Annotated in this window: 13 protein-coding genes; 7 read left to right on the forward strand and 6 right to left on the reverse strand. The window is 69.1% G+C overall.

Annotated features, from left to right (window positions below; all coding sequences use genetic code 11):
• Positions 1-27: 27 nt before the first annotated feature.
• Positions 28-249, reverse strand: coding sequence for a hypothetical protein (locus tag FL344_RS30360; protein ID WP_305021780.1), 222 nt, complete (start codon positions 247-249; stop codon positions 28-30).
• Between the two features lie 293 nt (positions 250-542).
• Between FL344_RS30360 and FL344_RS30365 the strand changes: the two genes are divergently transcribed.
• The gene (locus tag FL344_RS30365) at positions 543-1277 is read left to right on the forward strand and encodes an SDR family oxidoreductase (protein WP_141620981.1); all 735 of its coding nucleotides are present in this window, start codon (positions 543-545) and stop codon (positions 1275-1277) included.
• Between the two features lie 361 nt (positions 1278-1638).
• Here the strand turns inward: FL344_RS30365 and ileS are convergent, their stop codons facing one another.
• Both ileS and FL344_RS30375 read right to left on the reverse strand, forming a co-directional pair.
• On the reverse strand, positions 1639-5382 hold the full coding sequence (gene ileS, locus FL344_RS30370) for an isoleucine--tRNA ligase (protein WP_141620982.1): 3744 nt from the start codon (positions 5380-5382) through the stop codon (positions 1639-1641).
• Positions 5383-5436: 54 nt separating this feature from the next.
• On the reverse strand, positions 5437-5718 hold the full coding sequence (locus tag FL344_RS30375) for a hypothetical protein (protein ID WP_141620983.1): 282 nt from the start codon (positions 5716-5718) through the stop codon (positions 5437-5439).
• A 149-nt stretch (positions 5719-5867) separates the two neighbouring features.
• Here FL344_RS30375 and FL344_RS30380 point away from each other — a divergent pair, with 149 nt between their 5' ends.
• From FL344_RS30380 to FL344_RS30395, 4 genes are all read left to right on the forward strand, one after another.
• On the forward strand, positions 5868-6608 hold the full coding sequence (locus tag FL344_RS30380) for a hypothetical protein (protein WP_141620984.1): 741 nt from the start codon (positions 5868-5870) through the stop codon (positions 6606-6608).
• Positions 6599-7201 carry a toxin-antitoxin system YwqK family antitoxin gene (locus FL344_RS30385; RefSeq protein ID WP_141620985.1) on the forward strand — a complete coding sequence of 201 codons (603 nt, stop codon included), beginning with the start codon at positions 6599-6601 and terminating at the stop codon, positions 7199-7201. Before FL344_RS30380 ends, FL344_RS30385 begins: the two co-directional genes overlap by 10 nt.
• Before the next feature lie 16 nt (positions 7202-7217).
• Entirely contained in the window at positions 7218-8315 is a 1098-nt protein-coding gene (locus FL344_RS30390) for a trypsin-like serine protease (RefSeq protein WP_194863310.1), read from the forward strand.
• Positions 8316-8399: 84 nt separating this feature from the next.
• Complete coding sequence (locus FL344_RS30395) at positions 8400-8774, forward strand: helix-turn-helix transcriptional regulator (RefSeq protein ID WP_011556159.1); 375 nt, start codon at positions 8400-8402, stop codon at positions 8772-8774.
• Between the two features lie 99 nt (positions 8775-8873).
• On the opposite strand, the gene FL344_RS30400 is transcribed toward FL344_RS30395, so the two are convergent.
• Positions 8874-10598 (reverse strand): hypothetical protein, encoded by a 1725-nt coding sequence (locus FL344_RS30400; protein ID WP_305021781.1) that lies wholly within the window; start codon positions 10596-10598, stop codon positions 8874-8876.
• Between the two features lie 101 nt (positions 10599-10699).
• Complete coding sequence (locus FL344_RS30405) at positions 10700-10966, reverse strand: hypothetical protein (protein WP_141620988.1); 267 nt, start codon at positions 10964-10966, stop codon at positions 10700-10702.
• 48 nt (positions 10967-11014) lie between these two features.
• On the opposite strand from FL344_RS30405, the gene FL344_RS30410 reads away from it, so the two are divergent.
• Positions 11015-11839, forward strand: coding sequence for an SDR family oxidoreductase (locus FL344_RS30410; RefSeq protein WP_141620989.1), 825 nt, complete (start codon positions 11015-11017; stop codon positions 11837-11839).
• A 130-nt stretch (positions 11840-11969) separates the two neighbouring features.
• On the forward strand, positions 11970-13241 hold the full coding sequence (locus tag FL344_RS30415; RefSeq protein WP_228565489.1) for a winged helix DNA-binding domain-containing protein: 1272 nt from the start codon (positions 11970-11972) through the stop codon (positions 13239-13241).
• A gap of 89 nt (positions 13242-13330) precedes the next feature.
• Here the strand turns inward: FL344_RS30415 and FL344_RS30420 are convergent, their stop codons facing one another.
• Positions 13331-14218 carry an RNA polymerase factor sigma-32 gene (locus FL344_RS30420; protein WP_090493462.1) on the reverse strand — a complete coding sequence of 296 codons (888 nt, stop codon included), beginning with the start codon at positions 14216-14218 and terminating at the stop codon, positions 13331-13333.
• Positions 14219-14466 lie beyond the last annotated feature (248 nt).

Genomic DNA, 14466 nt, shown 5'->3' on the forward strand with positions numbered 1-14466 from the left:
ATCCCGGCGATGGCAGTGGCGTGTGCGTCAAGTTGACGCATTGGCCTGCCGGACCGGTGCCTGGCCCTGGAGCGTGCTCCGCGGCCGGGAGCTGTCTCGCGAGGGCGGCGCGCCAAACAGGTGGCTGTACTCCCGGCTGGACTGCGAGGGGCTCTCATCGCCCACAAAGTGCCCCGCCGAGGCCGCGTCCAGCGCCCGTCCCAGCATGAGTCGCCGGGCCTCCTGGAGCCGCAGGTTCGTGCAAGACATGCAGGGGCTTGCTCGGCCGGGAGGCGCGAACCCGGAGCACGCGCGGGATGGCGGTCGCGTGGATGCCGTCCGCGGGCGTGTGCCTCTCCCTCAGGTGTGCCAGCTCGGCCGGAGATGGGGGGAGGGGCGTGCCCCCATCGTGTGGAGGAGCGGTTTCGGCCCGTGCCTCCGGGCCAGAGGATTCACCCGTTCGTGCAGGATTGGGCAAGAACCCGGCAGCATCGGCATCTCGCTTCAGCGGCGCCAGCGCACAGATTGCGGTCATCCACTCCGCGGTCACGAGGCGCATCCATATGTCTGGAATTGAAGGGAAGGTCATTGCCATCACCGGAGCGAGCAGCGGAATCGGGGAGGCGACGGCTCGCCTGCTCGCGAAGCGTGGGGCGCGCGTCGTCTTGGGCGCGCGCCGGACGGACCGGCTCGAAACCCTGGTGTCTGCCATCCGCGCGGAGGGCGGCTCCGCGCGCTACCGGAAGCTGGACGTCACGAAGCGGGACGACGTCGAGTCCTTCATGGGCTTCGTCCGCGCCGAGCATGGCCGCATCGACGTCATCATCAACAACGCGGGCGTGATGCCGCTGTCGAAGTTGGAGGCGCTCAAGGTCGAGGAGTGGGACCGGATGATTGACGTCAACATCCGCGGCGTCCTGCACGGCATCGCCGCGGGGCTGCCCATCATGCAGGCGCAGCGCTCCGGCCAGTTCATCAATCTCTCCTCAATTGGTGGCCACCTGGTGGTGCCCACGGGCGCCGTGTATTGCGCGACGAAGTACGCCGTCATCGCCATCTCCGAGGGACTGCGGCAGGAGGTTGGCGGTGACATCCGGGTCACCGTCATTTCACCGGGTGTGACGACGTCCGAGCTCGCCGACTCCATCTCCGACCCGGTCGCGCGCGAGGGCATGCGCGAATACCGGCGGGTGGCGATTCCGCCCGAGGCCATTGCGCGGAGCATCGCCTTCGCCATCGAGCAACCCGACGACGTGGACGTGAACGAAATCATCGTCCGTCCCACCGCTCAGTCCTGACGGAGCGGGACGGGGCTTCGCGCGGCTCCGGCAAGGAAGAAGCGCATCTGGTCGTCGTGGCGGGCAGGGGGCTGGGTCTTGATTGACAGCCTGTCTCAGGTTTTAGTAATCGAGTGAAAGCAGTAAATATTGAAATGTTCGAGGCCGGGGGATGACGCCATGAAGCTGGCAACGGGAAAGCGGTTCTGCGCCATCGCTTCCAACGGGACCCAGCCGTTGCTGTACCGGAACGACACGACCTTCACCGCGAGCTGAGTGAAGGCTGGCACGGCCCTTTTTCACGTGGGAAGGGCCGCGCCGGGGTGCCGTGACTTGCGGGCTGCCTCATCGCGGGGATGAGGCAGCCCGTGTTTTTCGCGGCTCAGGCCCGTTCCACGCGGATGCGCGCGGGCAGGCCGTTGATGCTGGCTTCTTCTTCCTGGCCGGTGAGGCCCTCGGGGCCCACGAGGATGCTGGAGGCCAGCGTCTCCCGCGCGATCAGCTCCCGCGCTTCGTCCGTCACGCGCTTCACGCGCGCGTCGCCGTCCACCCAGAGCTGGATGCGGTCGGTGTAGCCCAGCTCCATGTCCTTGCGCGCGCCCTGCACGCGGGCGAGCAGCTCGCGCACCAGGCCCTCATCCACCAGGGACTCGGTCAGCTCGGTGTGGAGCACCACCACGCCCACGCCCATGCCCGCGGCGGCGTAGCCGGGGTTGGCCTCCACCAGCGTCTCCAGCTCCTCGGCGGTGAAGACGAGGTCCTCGCCGGCCACCGTCATGGCCACGCGGCCCGTCTGGAGCAACTCGCGGTGCAGCGCGGCGCCGTCACCCGTGTCGAAGGCCTTGCGCACCGGGGCCAGCTTGGGGCCCAGTCGTCCGCCCACCGCGCGCAGGTTGGGCCGGACGCGGAAGCGCACCACGTCCGCTTCCGGGCTGCCCGGCTCCACGAAGCGCACCTCGTGGACGTTCAGCTCGTCCGCGATGAGGTCGCGGTACATCGCCACGCGGTCCGTCAGCTCCTTGCGCGCCAGGATGACGTCCGCGCGCGACAGCGGCTGGCGCACCTTGAGGCGGTTGTCCGTGCGCACCTTGAGGCCCAGGGAGACCAGGTCCCTCACCGCGCCCATCTCCGCCGCGAGCCCCTCGTCGATGAGGGACGCATCCACGGAGGGGAAGCGCGCCAGGTGGACGCTCTCCGGCTGCGTGGTGGGCCAGGGCTTGCGCACCAGGTTGCCCCACATCTCATCGGCGAAGAAGGGGATGAAGGGCGCGGACAGCGAGGCAATGGTGGTGAGCGCCTCGTAGAGCGTGAAGTACGCGTCCTGCTTGTCCTGTTCGAAGCCCGGCGCCCAGAAGCGCGACCGGCTGCGGCGCAGGTACCAGTTGGACAGCGCGTCCACCAGCGCCACCATCCGCTGGGCCGCGTCGTAGACCTGGTAGGTGTCCAGCGCGCGGGTGACGTCGCGCAGGGTGAGGTGGACCTCGGACAGAATCCAGCGGTCCAGCACCGGCCGCGCCTTCACCTCACGCCAGCCCTGGCTGCGGCGGATGGCTTCCCACGGCGAGTCGGACGCGTCCGGGTTGCCGGCCGCGGGGTTGAAGCCGTCGATGTTCGCGTAGATGGTGAAGAACGAGTAGACGTTGCGCAGCTTGACCTGGAAGTCCTTCTGCAACAGCCGCACGTTGCTCAGCGAGTGCCGCGTGTTCGACCAGGTGGGGCTCGCCGCGTAGAAGAACCAGCGGAACGCGTCCGCGCCCGGCGCCTTGGCGGCGGGGTCCTTCAGCACCACGCGCTCGGAAGGCGCCAACCGGGGCACCTCCACCGGCATGACACTGGCGCCCCTCGCGGAGGGCGCCACGTCCAGCGTCTGCAGGTCAGTGGGCGCCAGCAACAGCACGCGGCGCTTGAGCTTCTTGTGCGCCTTCACCGTCGCGGTGATGACCCTGTCCGGACGGTCTGGCCGGAAGAGCTGCACCTTGGCGCCCTCCTGGATGTCCAGGCCCTCCAGGTCCTCGCGAGCGATGAGCGCCACGCCCGGCTCCCCCGGAACGCCGGCCTCCGTGGCCGTCAGGACCGCGAAGTCCATGCGCACTTCGTCCAGGATGATTTCCGGCGGCGTGTAGTTGCCCTTGGACTTGGACTCCTTGCGGCCCTCCTTGTCGGAGACGTGGCCCAGCACGATGCAGCTCTTGTACGGCTGCGGCCAGCCGCGCTGGGGTGACAGGCCCATGCGCGCCTGCGTCTCCTCGTCGAAGAGGAGCGTGCTCACCATCAGCAGCGAGTAGAACCAGCCACGCGTCTGGTCGATGGCCTCGGAGATGAAGTCCGCGGGGAAGGCGCGGTTGAAGATCTCCCGCGAGCCCGGCGCGTGCGGGAAGCCCCACTGCGCGAAGGGCATGCAACCGGAGTCGAACCACACGTCGACGACCTCGGGCACACGCTGGAAGCGCCCCGGGGTGCCGGGCTTCTCGAACGTCACCTTGTCGATCCACGGCTTGTGGACGATGAGGTGCCTGGCGTTGGCCTCGTGGGGCTTACCCGCGAGGAAGGCATTCAGCTCCGCCTCCACGGCGGCCACGTTGTTGCCCGGCTTCTCGCGCAGCGCCTGGAGTGAGGGGATGGCCTCCACCTCACCCGTCTCCGAGTGCACCCACAGCGGCAGCGGCGTGCCCCAGTAGCGCTCGCGCGACAGGGCCCAGTCCACGTTGTTGGCCAGGAAGTCGCCGAAGCGGCCTTCCTTGATGTGCTCGGGCACCCAGTTGACGGCGCGGTTGTTGGCAATCGCCTCGTCCTTCACGGACGTGGTGCGGATGTACCAGGCGGGCCGGGCGAACTGGATGAGCGGGTCGTCGTCCGCGCGCCAGCAGAAGGGGTACTCGTGCTTGTACTGCTCCGTGAAGAGGACCAGTCCGCGCTCCTTCAGGTGGCGCTGGATGTCCTTGTCCGCCTCCTTCACGAAGCGCCCCGCGACGAGCGGCACGTCGTCGGAGAAGGTGCCGTCCGGCTTCACCGCGCAGAACAGCTCCAGCGCTTCCGGCTGGGCGAAGCGGGCCTTGTCCTTGCGGAAGGCCTCGTAGTCGTCCTCGCCAAAAGCCGGGGCGATGTGGACGATGCCCGTGCCGCTGTCGAGCGTCACGAAGTCCGCGCCCAGCACGCGCCAGGCCTGCACGTCCTCACCGCCGTCCTTCAGCGGTAGCCGCGTGTCGCCCGCGCGCTGGTGGTAGAGGTCGAAGGGCGGCTGGTAGCGCTGGCCCACCAGGTCGCTGCCCTTCTGCGTGGCGAGCACCGGCAGGTCCTGCTTGAGCTTCTTCGCCAGCGCCTCGCGCAGCGCCGCGGCGACGATGAGCTTGCGCTCGCCCGCGTCCACGGTGACGTAGTCCACGCCCGGGTTGACGGCCGCGTACATGTTGGACGGCAGCGTCCAGGGCGTGGTCGTCCACACCACCAGCGCGGTGTCCGGCGTGTCGCGCAGCGGGAAGGCGACGTAGACGCTCGGGTCGTCCACCGTCTTGTAGCCCAGGCCCACCTCCGCGGCGCTCAGCGCGGTGCCGCCCTGCGGCCACCACCACACCACCTTGTGGCCCTGGTACAGCAGGCCCTTGCGGTGCAGCTCCGCCAGCGCCCACCACACGCTCTCCACGAACGGACGGTGGTAGGTGACGTAGGCCTGATTCAGGTCCACCCAGAAGCCGATGCGCTCGGTGAGCCGCTCCCACTCGGAGGTGTAGCGGAAGACGGATTCGATGCAGCGCTCGGTGAAGGGCTCCACGCCGTAGCGCTCAATCTCCGCCTTGCCGTGGATGCGCAGTTCCTTCTCGACCTCCACCTCCACGGGCAGGCCGTGGGTGTCCCAGCCGGCCTTGCGGGGGACGTAGTGGCCCGTCATCGTCTTGTAGCGGGGGAACAGGTCCTTGATGACGCGCGTGAGGACGTGGCCGTTGTGCGGCAGGCCGTTGGCGGTCGGCGGGCCCTCGTAGAAGACGAAGCTGGGAGCATCCTCACGCGTTTCGAGCGAGCGCTCGAAGATGCGGCGGTCCTTCCAGAAGGCCTGGATGCGGCGCTCGTCGGAAGGAAAGTCCATCTCCGCGGGCACCGCATCGAACAGGGAAGGGGGCGTTTCAGGCATGGTGCGGTGCTTGATAGCACCGCCCGCGCCAGGGATGGATGCCCGTCCTGTGAATCAGTACAGCGGACAGATGAGCGGCCCGTTGCGCCCACAGACGTCGCGGTTGATGTAGTAGCCCCAGTCCGGGCTGTAGTAGGCGTACATCGTCGGACCGCTGCCGCAGGACACGTACTGGGACGAGACCAGGCAGTGGATGTCCGGGTCGTACTCCGGGTAGAGCGCCTGGGACGCGGACTCCGTCGTGGCAGGCTCCGCCGTGGCTTCGTCCATGGCTCCACCACAGCCAGCCATCAGCAGGGCGGCAATGCACATCAGGGTTGCGCGATTCTGGGGCATGGGACTCTCCTGAGACCGGCGTCCGTCGCCGGGGGGCCGAGCCTAAGCCGGGATGGTATTGATTTCAGGGTAAGCGCGTTGACGCCCATGTGCGCATGTTTCTAGATTCTCGGGCGCTGAGAATTTCACGCCCTAGAATCGAGAAAGACATGAAAAGCCTGCTGATCTGTGCCCTGTCGCTGGCGGTCGTGGTGGGCTGTTCCGGCGCGCCGCCTGAACAGCCCGTCGCGCAGGAGGGCTTCAAGGTCCTCCAGCACGACGCGACGACGCTGGAGGCCACGTACGGCTCCGGGGGCGCGGTGGTGCGGATGCTCGCGGTGGAGACGCAGGCCAACGTCGTCGAGGTGACGTACGACTTTGGCGACCCCGTCATCGGGTTCCACATCGACTTCAATCAGGGCGTAGGTCAGTTCATGCCGTCGGGCAGCCCGCTGGACGCGGCCCATTCGCACCTGCTCGCGTCGCTGATGGAGGGGCTTGCCCGCGAGCTCCCCGAAGAGGGCCGCACCCGCGTCGAGGACGCCGCCGAGCGCCAGACGAGCTTCATGCAAATCGTCCCCGTGGGCGAGGTCCTCACGGCGTACGAGTACGTGTCCGAGCGCGGCTGGACGCACATCTCCTGCTCCTGCGGCCGGCAGTACATCGGCTCTGGCTACTACCGCACGGCGGGCATGGGCTGCGGCTGCACCGGCGGCTCGGGCAACGGCTGCAAGGGCCGGTGCGGGCAGGGCTGCGGCGTCACCAGCCTGCCGCGTTGCGTGGGCAGCACGGCCTACACGCAGGACTGCGCCAAGCACGACTACGGCCTGGGCAGCTTCGCGGCGGCGTCGGATGATTACTCGTTCGCGCGCAACAACTGCAGCTGCAGCGGCGTGGGTTCGTGCAGTTGAAGAAGCGCGCGCTGACAGGTGCGGTGCTGGTGCTCGTCGCGGGGATGGCCCTGGGCTGCAGCCGGGCTTCCGGGCCTTGTCCTGATGGCGCGCAGCTCCAGGGCCGCGCGCCGCCCGACGGGGTCCTCCAGTGGTGTGCCCGGCCTGACGGGAAGAAGCACGGCCGTTGGGCGGAGTGGCACGCCACCGGGGCGCTGAAGACGGAAGGCACCTACGTCGACGGGAAGATGGAGGGCCGCTGGGTCAGCTACTTCGAGGACGGCGTGAAGCAGTTCGAAGGTGACTATCGTGGCGGGCTCAAGCAGGGCCTGTGGACCCTCTACTACGAGGAGGGCCAGAAGAACCGCGAGGAGCTCCATTCGCCCGGCTCCGGCCCGGTGAAGTGGACCGCCTGGCGCTCGGATGGCTCGAAGTGGGCGGAAGGGACGCTGGCGGGGCATCGCTCGCAGGGCGCTTATTCGGAGTGGCACCCCCATGGCGCGCTGGCCGTGCAGGGCCAGTACGAGAAGGGGGAGAAGACGGGTGAGTGGAAGTACTGGGATGTCGCGGGCGTCGCCACGGACGTTCCGCAGGGCGACTTCGACAGCGAGTGACATCACGTCCGCCGCCGTGGGACTCCTGCTGGCGGCGGGCGCGTGCGGTCCTTCTGTCGTCCCCGTCTCCCCGGAGACGCTCACCCCGGCGCGGCGGGCCGTGGTGGGCGGAGCGCCCGAGCCGGGCTTCCCCGCGGTGGCCGCCATCGTTCCCGTCTCACCCTTCTGCGGGGAGCCTGACGAGGCGGCGCGCGTGCTCTGCACGGGCACGCTGGTGGCGCCTCGGGTGGTACTGACGGCGGCGCACTGCGTGGAGAACGCGGATGCTCCGCGGGTGCTCTCGGTGGTGTTCGCCGCGGAGACAGCCCGTGCCTCCGCCGCGCAGCGCATCCGCGTGGTGGAGGGCCGGCTCCATCCCGCGTGGCGCCCGGGCGTGAGTGACCTGGGCGTGTTGATTCTCGCCAGCGATGCGCCGGTCGCTCCGCTGGCCTGGGCGGCGCGGGCGTTTCCCGCTGACGGCGTGGGGCGGCTGGCGCGGGTGGTGGGCTTTGGCGCGGACGGGGAGGGCGGCTCGGGCCTGCGCCGGGGCGGCCTGTCCCGAATCACGTCGGTTGAAGCGGACGCCTTCTCCATCGAAGCGGCGCCAGCGATGTCGTGCGGCGGGGACAGCGGTGGCCCGGTGTTCATCGAACAGGATGGCCTCGAGCGCCTGGTCGGCGTGACTTCGTTTGGTGACCTCACCTGCACCACGGGGACGAACAGTCGCGTCGACGTGCACGCGGACTTCATCCAGGTCGCCATCGAGGACGCCTCACGAGGCGCGCCCGTCCGGACGCTGGTGGACCCGGACGTGGACGCCTGCGCGCAGTGGTGCCGTGCGCATGCGGACTGCCCCGTGGGCATGGCGTGTGTCGCGCGGGCGGACGGCACCCGGAGTTGCGCGGTGGCGGGGCTCGAGGCGGGCCACTTCGGGCCTGCCTGCACCGGCGCGCAGGGTGAGCATCCCTGTGTGAAGGCGGGCTCGGCGTGCCGGCTGTGGCTGCCTTGCTCCGAGCCGCGGGATGCAACAGCGCAGGGCGGGTGCGCGGCGGCAGGGGGCGGAAACCCCGGCCTGATTCCGCTGGTGCTTCTGGCCTGGTCCTGGGGACGCGGCCGTAGCGCGAGGGGCGGGTAGTTCGTGAGCGCCTTCTGCTGCCCGCCTGCCCACCCCTCTGGCATGTTGTTTAACTGGGTGGTTTGATTTAGGGCGGAGGTCGTTATGGTCACCCCCATGGTTCAGCAACGTTCCGAGCAGCTCGACGCGGTCTTCCACGCGCTTTCCGACCCGACGCGGCGGGAGATGCTGCGCAGCCTGTCCTCGGGGCCGAGGAGCATTGGCGAACTGGCGGCGCCGTTCAGCATGTCCTTCGCGGGTGCTTCCAAGCACGTCAAGACGCTGGAGCGTGCGGGGTTGGTGAACAGGTCGGTGGAGGGGCGCACGCATCGGTGCAGTCTCGCGCCGGCGCCGCTGGCCGGAGCGGCCGACTGGCTGCGTTTCTACGAGCGCTTCTGGAATGACCGGCTGGATGCCCTGGAGCGGGAGCTCCGCAAGCCCGAGCGCGGCAGCGCCAGGAAGGGCGCGCGACATGAGTGAGGGCCGGATGCGTCCGGCCGTCCTGTCGCATGCGACGTCCACCCGCGAGGAGGTGGACGTCATTCTCCAGCGCATGGGCTTGGGGCCCTGGCGCCCCGCTTAGCGGTGGGGCCAGAAGCGTGCCGCGAAGGGCGCCGTGGTGGACGAGCCTTCGTCGGCGCGGAGGCCCGCCACGCACATCGAGCCATCGGTGTCGAGCGCGGCGGCGAGGGCAACCTCGGCGCCCGGCAGGTTGGTGCGATGGGCGCGCAGGGCGGTCTTCCCGTCCGCGGTCAGGTGGATGAGTCCAATGCCATCCGTGACACCGTCGATGGTGCTGGCCACCGCCAGGACCAGCTCGCCGCCATGCAGGATGCCCGTGCCCACCAGCCGCTCCTGCTGGACTCCTGGCGCGGACCAGTGGGTGACGCTATCGCCATCCCAGCCGAAGCTCGTATCAGGGCTGCCGCTTGCGTGGACCCTTGTCACCGCGCCGGTGTTGGGGGAATCGGTGCCCGCATTCCACCGCGCGCTGCCGCCCACCAGCAACTTGCCCCCGTCCAGCAGATGCAGGGTCCGGGGGGTGAGGCGAGGCCAATCCGACGTGCTGCGGTACGTGAAGCTCGAGTCGGGCGTGCCGTTGACGTTGTAGCGCCGCAAGGCCATGCGATTGCGGCTGGCATTCGTGGTTCCCGCCACCACGATGCGGTCGTCGGCCAGGGTGACAACGGCCAGGCCGTCCTCGTCTGCGCCCAGGTCATCCCAGGCCAGTCCATCCGAGCTGAAGGTCGTATCGGCGGCGCCCGTGGGCGTCAGGCGCATGATGACGAAGTCCAGGTCATCGTGCTGCACGGTGCCGGCACCGACGATGCGCCCCCTCGAATCCACCGTGACGGCATGCAGCGTGGCGTTGCCCGCGGAAATCTGGAAGGTACGCACCCCCGTGTCGCCAAAGGTGGTGTCCAGGTCGCCCGCCGAGGTGTACCGGGCGAAGAGCAGGCTCTGGTACTGCCTCCCCGAGCAGCTCCCAGGACCCGCGATGGCGCCCCCCGCGACGAGGATTCGCCCGTCGGACAGCACGGTGACGGCGTCCACGTAGTCATCGCCGCCACAGACGTCCAGGGTGACGGTGCCCTGGGTGCCAAAGGCGGGGTCCAACGTCCCGTTCGGGAGCAGACGTGCCACCAGGACGTCGCGCAGGCCGGTGGAGCCCGTGGCGCCCGCCAGGATCCACTTGCCGTCCGGCTGCGCCGCCAGGGCGTGGATGCGCACCTCCGGGTGGCCGAAGGCCGGCATCGCCACGCCATTGCCGCCGAACGAGGTGTCCAGCGCCGCCGGGCCGGGCCGGATGACGAGGTTCAGGGGATGCTCGACGCGAACCCCTCCGCCGCTCGCGACCAGCGTTACGGGCACACTGCCGTAGCGGGCGAACTCCTGGGCGGCGAGCGAGAGCGTGGCTTCGGACTCCGTGGCGGTGATGACGTCGGTGGTCACGTGCACATGCTCGGGAAGCCCCTCGATGGAGAGGTGCACGGCATCGGTGAACGTGGGCTCGCGGGTGATGGTGACGTTCAGCTCCGTGCTTGCCTCCGGGATGAACCGGAGTGTCACTTCGGACGCGGTTTGGAGCGTGAAGCCTGGAGGTGGCTCTCCCGCGTCGGGGTCCTCCGTCCCGGCATCGGTGCCCGCGTCGTTCGTCGATGCCCCCGCGTCCGGCCGCTGGGTGCCCGCATCGGGTCTGGGGGAGGGCGACGGCTCCGAACCACCACAGCCCCAGGTGACGGGGGCCAGGCACAGGAGCATCAACGCCAGGAGCGACTTCATGCGCGGCGATGGGAAGCCCATGACATTGGAGGAACTTCGACGGCGGAAATGCACACTGTCTGTGGAAATCATATGAGCCGGCCTCATAAGCGAGGACTCGGCGATTCGAAAAGACAGACGCGTCAGTGTTCGCCGTGTGCTCGCGGCGCGTCATCCGCCCCGGGTTGCGTGCCCCGGAGCTGCCTGAGCAGGTGGCGCGGCCAGAAGAACAGCGCCATTCCGGCCATGACGAGGAAGAGGATGACGAAGGGCAGTACGAGCACGCCGCCGACGAAGCCGGCCGCCATGCCGCCCAGTCCCCACAGCAGGCCATGGGGAAATCCCAGGACGGCTCCGGTGAGGGTGCCCACCACCGCACCCGCCAGGACACAGGGCTCGATGAGGTTCACTATGCGCTCCCACGTCGATGCTCGTCACGAGCCTGGGCAGGAACACGCATGAGCAAGTCGCGACGCAAGGTGGTCCTCATCACTGGCGCATCCTCTGGCATCGGTCAGGCCTGCGCGGAGCTCCTGGGGGCACATGGCCACGCCGTCCATGGTACCAGCCGCCATCCCCGCGCGGATGGTGCCCACCACCGGATGGCCGTGTTGGACGTCACGGATGAAGATTCCGTTCAGCACGCGGTGGCGTCGGTGCTCGCGGCCGAGGGCCGGCTCGACGTGGTGGTGAACTGCGCGGGCTTCGTGATGGCCGGCGCCGTGGAGGACGTGTCCGTCGAAGAAGCCCAGCGGCAGATGGACACCAACTTCTTCGGCGCGCTGCGCGTCTGCCGGGCGGTGCTTCCCACGATGCGCGCGCAGCGGTCGGGCCTCATCGTCAACATCAGCTCCATGGGCGGCGCCGCCGGGCTTCCCTTCCAGGGGCTCTACAGCGCCAGCAAGTTCGCCCTGGAGGGAATGACGGAGAGCCTCCGGCAGGAAGTCGCCGCCTTCGGCATCGAGGCCACGCTGCTGCAGCCCGGGGATGTCCTCACGCGCGTGCGCGAGTACCGGCAACGCGCCCGGCACTCCGGTCCCGGGTCCGCCTACCAGGAGGCCTTCGAGCGCGTCATGAACCTGGTGGAGTCAGGAGAAGGCGCGGGCGTTCCTCCCGAGCACGTCGCCCGGAAGCTCCTGGCCCTGGTGGAGCGGCAGCGCGTGGACGTGCGCTACTCCGTGGGTCGCCTGTCGCAGCGCGTCGGCCTGGTGTCGAAGCGCCTGTTGCCCGGGCGCACCTTCGAGCACCTCGTGATGGCGCTCCACGGCCTGTCGCGGCGCTGAGCCGGGCCCGGTGGGTTGTACATTCCTGACATAGGACTGTCAGGGGCGGGTCGCAGGATGGCGTCTACGAAGCCCCTTGGGTTCTCCCGACCCAGGGGCGTTCGCATCCCACCCCCAGGTGCCACCCGACATGATTCCCTTCTTGATGATGTTGCCGATGCTCGTCCCCGCGGGTGTCAAACGTGGACGCTCCAGCAAGGCAGGGAGGGAAGGGGGGCTGAGTCCAGTGCCTTCACCCACGAAGGACTCAGGAAGCGCGCCGCCGGTCCGTGCCGCCTCGCGGCGGCGGAGGCTGCCGGCCCAGGTCCTGGGACAGCGGGCCCTCAACCGGGCCCTGCTCCAGCGTCAGTGGCTGTTGCAGCGCTCCCGGGCGGGCGTGATGGAGGCTCTGGAACACCTGGTGGGGCTTCAAGCCCAGGCCACCCATCCTCCCTACGGCGCATTGTGGACGCGGCTGAACGGCTTCCAGCAAGAGGCGCTGACCCGGCTCATCACCGAGCGCCAGGTGGTGCGCGCCGGGATGATGCGCGGGACGTTGCACCTGGTGACCGCGCGTGACTGCCTCGCGCTGCGCCCCGTGCTGCAGCCCGCGCTGGACAGGGGGTTGAAGCACTCCTCCCATGCCAAGCAGTTGGCGGGCGTGGAGGTCCAGGCGCTGGTGGCGGAGGGGCGGGCGCTGCTGGAGGCACGTCCCAGCCCCCGGGGCGAGCTGGGCCAGCGGCTCCAGGCGAAGTGGCCCGGCCATGATGCGAACGCCCTGAGCCTGGGCTTCTCGTGCCTGGAGCCGCTCGTGACGGTGCCACCCAGTGGAACGTGGGGCCATGGCGAGCGGATGGTGTACGCCACCGCCGAGTCCTGGCTCGGCCAGCGCTTCGAGCCCGCCGCGCCGCCAGACGCGCTGGTGATGCGCTACCTCGCCGCGTTTGGCCCCGCGAGCGCCAAGGACCTGCAGGCCTGGTCGGGCCTGTCACGCATGGGCGCTGTCCTGGAGCGGTTGAGGCCTGAGCTGCGCGCCTTCCGTGACGAGCACGGCGTCGAGCTGTTCGACATCCCGAATGCCCGGAGGCCCGACCCGGACACGCCCGCGCCCGTCCGCTTCCTGTCCGAATTCGACAGCGTGCTGCTGGCCCACGCGGACCGCACGCGCATCATCTCCGATGCCGCCCGCAAGCGAGTCTTCACCCTCAACGGCATCGTACGCGCCACCCTCCTCGTCGATGGCTTCGTTCGAGGAACCTGGCGCATCGAACGTGCGCGCGGCACCGCGACCTTGTGCATCACGCCCTTCGCGCGGCTGTCGCGCGAGGAGCGCGCCGCGCTGAGCGACGAGGGCGGGCGGCTGCTCGCCTTCGCCGCCGCGGATGACCAGCACGCCGACATTCGCTTCGAGCGGGTGGGGTGAGCCCGTTCCATGACGAGCCGGTACGGGAATGCGGCGCTCCAGCCGGGCCGGGCTGGAGCGCCGTCGTCTTCCCCAGGAAGGTGTGAGGCTCAGGCGTTGAGCGTGCTCTCGTCGACGCCGGCCTCGGCCATCAGCGTGGCCAGCGCGAGCTTGAGCTTGTCCTTCGCCCGAATCTCCAGTTGACGGGCGCGCTCGCGGGAGAAGCCGAAGTGCTCGCCCAGCTCGCTGAGCGTCATCTCCGCGTCACCCATGACGCGCTGCTCGATGATGAAGCGCTCGCGCGGGTCCAGGCGGCGCAGGGCGCGCTGCACGAGCTCGCGGGTGAGGTTGGCCTGCTGCCGGTCGGCGACCTCGTCCACCGCGGAGACGGACTCGGACTCCACGAAGTCCAGGTGCGTGGCGTCGCCGTCCTCGCCCATGGGCGCGTCCAGGGACAAATCACGGCCGCCCATGCGCTGCTCCATCTCGCGCACCTCGGAGGCCTTTACGTTCAGCTTGCGCGCAATCTCCTCGGCGTTGACGACGTTCGCGTCGCCGGCGCCCATCTTCTCCAGCTCGCGGCGCGTGCGGGCCAGGCTGAAGAAGAGGCGGCGCTGCGCCTGCGTGGTGCCCAGCTTCACCAGGCTCCAGTTCTTCAGGATGCAGTTCTGGATGTACGCGCGAATCCACCAGACGGCGTAGGAGATGAGGCGGATGCCCTTGTCCGGATCGAACTTCTGCACGGCCTTCATCAGGCCGATGTTCGCCTCCTGGATGAGGTCCGACATCTTCAGGCCGTAGGAGCGGTACTCGTAGGCCACCTTCACCACGAAGCGGAGGTTCGCCGTCACCAACTGGTGGCCCGCGGCCAGGTCCCCCGCGCGGAAGCGCTTCGACAGCTCCTGCTCCTGCGGCTGGGTGAGCAGCGGGTACTGGTTGATCTCCGACAGGTAGGTGGAGAGCGAATCAGGGGAGGAGAAGGAGTTGGAAGCCTGCATGGTGTCTCTCGGGGAAAAAGAGATCTGGTTGGGGGATCGCGATGACGCTACGGGGGGTTGCCCATTGCGACCCTCGTGCCAAGGGGTGGCACCATCGTTTCCAAGTGAATCCAGGGGTTTGCATCCGAGCCGGCCCATGCATAAGGGCGGTAATCGGTCGTTTTTACAGCCAGCCCCACGGAAGTCTCTTCCGAACGTCGACTGGCCAACGGCGCCGTTGGCGCCGGGGGGCAGGCAGGGGGAGCGGG

The organism is Myxococcus sp. AB036A (assembly GCF_006547355.1).
In the GTDB taxonomy this organism is placed as follows: Bacteria; Myxococcota; Myxococcia; order Myxococcales; family Myxococcaceae; genus Myxococcus; species Myxococcus virescens.

What these genes read in the sequence shown, in the direction of transcription:
- FL344_RS30360 (WP_305021780.1), bottom strand. Translation starts at nt 249, where the DNA reads ATGTCTTGCACGAACCTGCGGCTCCAGGAGGCCCGGCGACTCATGCTG.
- FL344_RS30365 (WP_141620981.1), top strand. Translation starts at nt 543, where the DNA reads ATGTCTGGAATTGAAGGGAAGGTCATTGCCATCACCGGAGCGAGCAGC.
- ileS (WP_141620982.1), bottom strand. Translation starts at nt 5,382, where the DNA reads ATGCCTGAAACGCCCCCTTCCCTGTTCGATGCGGTGCCCGCGGAGATG.
- FL344_RS30375 (WP_141620983.1), bottom strand. Translation starts at nt 5,718, where the DNA reads ATGCCCCAGAATCGCGCAACCCTGATGTGCATTGCCGCCCTGCTGATG.
- FL344_RS30380 (WP_141620984.1), top strand. Translation starts at nt 5,868, where the DNA reads ATGAAAAGCCTGCTGATCTGTGCCCTGTCGCTGGCGGTCGTGGTGGGC.
- FL344_RS30395 (WP_011556159.1), top strand. Translation starts at nt 8,400, where the DNA reads ATGGTCACCCCCATGGTTCAGCAACGTTCCGAGCAGCTCGACGCGGTC.
- FL344_RS30400 (WP_305021781.1), bottom strand. Translation starts at nt 10,598, where the DNA reads ATGGGCTTCCCATCGCCGCGCATGAAGTCGCTCCTGGCGTTGATGCTC.
- FL344_RS30410 (WP_141620989.1), top strand. Translation starts at nt 11,015, where the DNA reads ATGAGCAAGTCGCGACGCAAGGTGGTCCTCATCACTGGCGCATCCTCT.
- FL344_RS30415 (WP_228565489.1), top strand. Translation starts at nt 11,970, where the DNA reads ATGATTCCCTTCTTGATGATGTTGCCGATGCTCGTCCCCGCGGGTGTC.
- FL344_RS30420 (WP_090493462.1), bottom strand. Translation starts at nt 14,218, where the DNA reads ATGCAGGCTTCCAACTCCTTCTCCTCCCCTGATTCGCTCTCCACCTAC.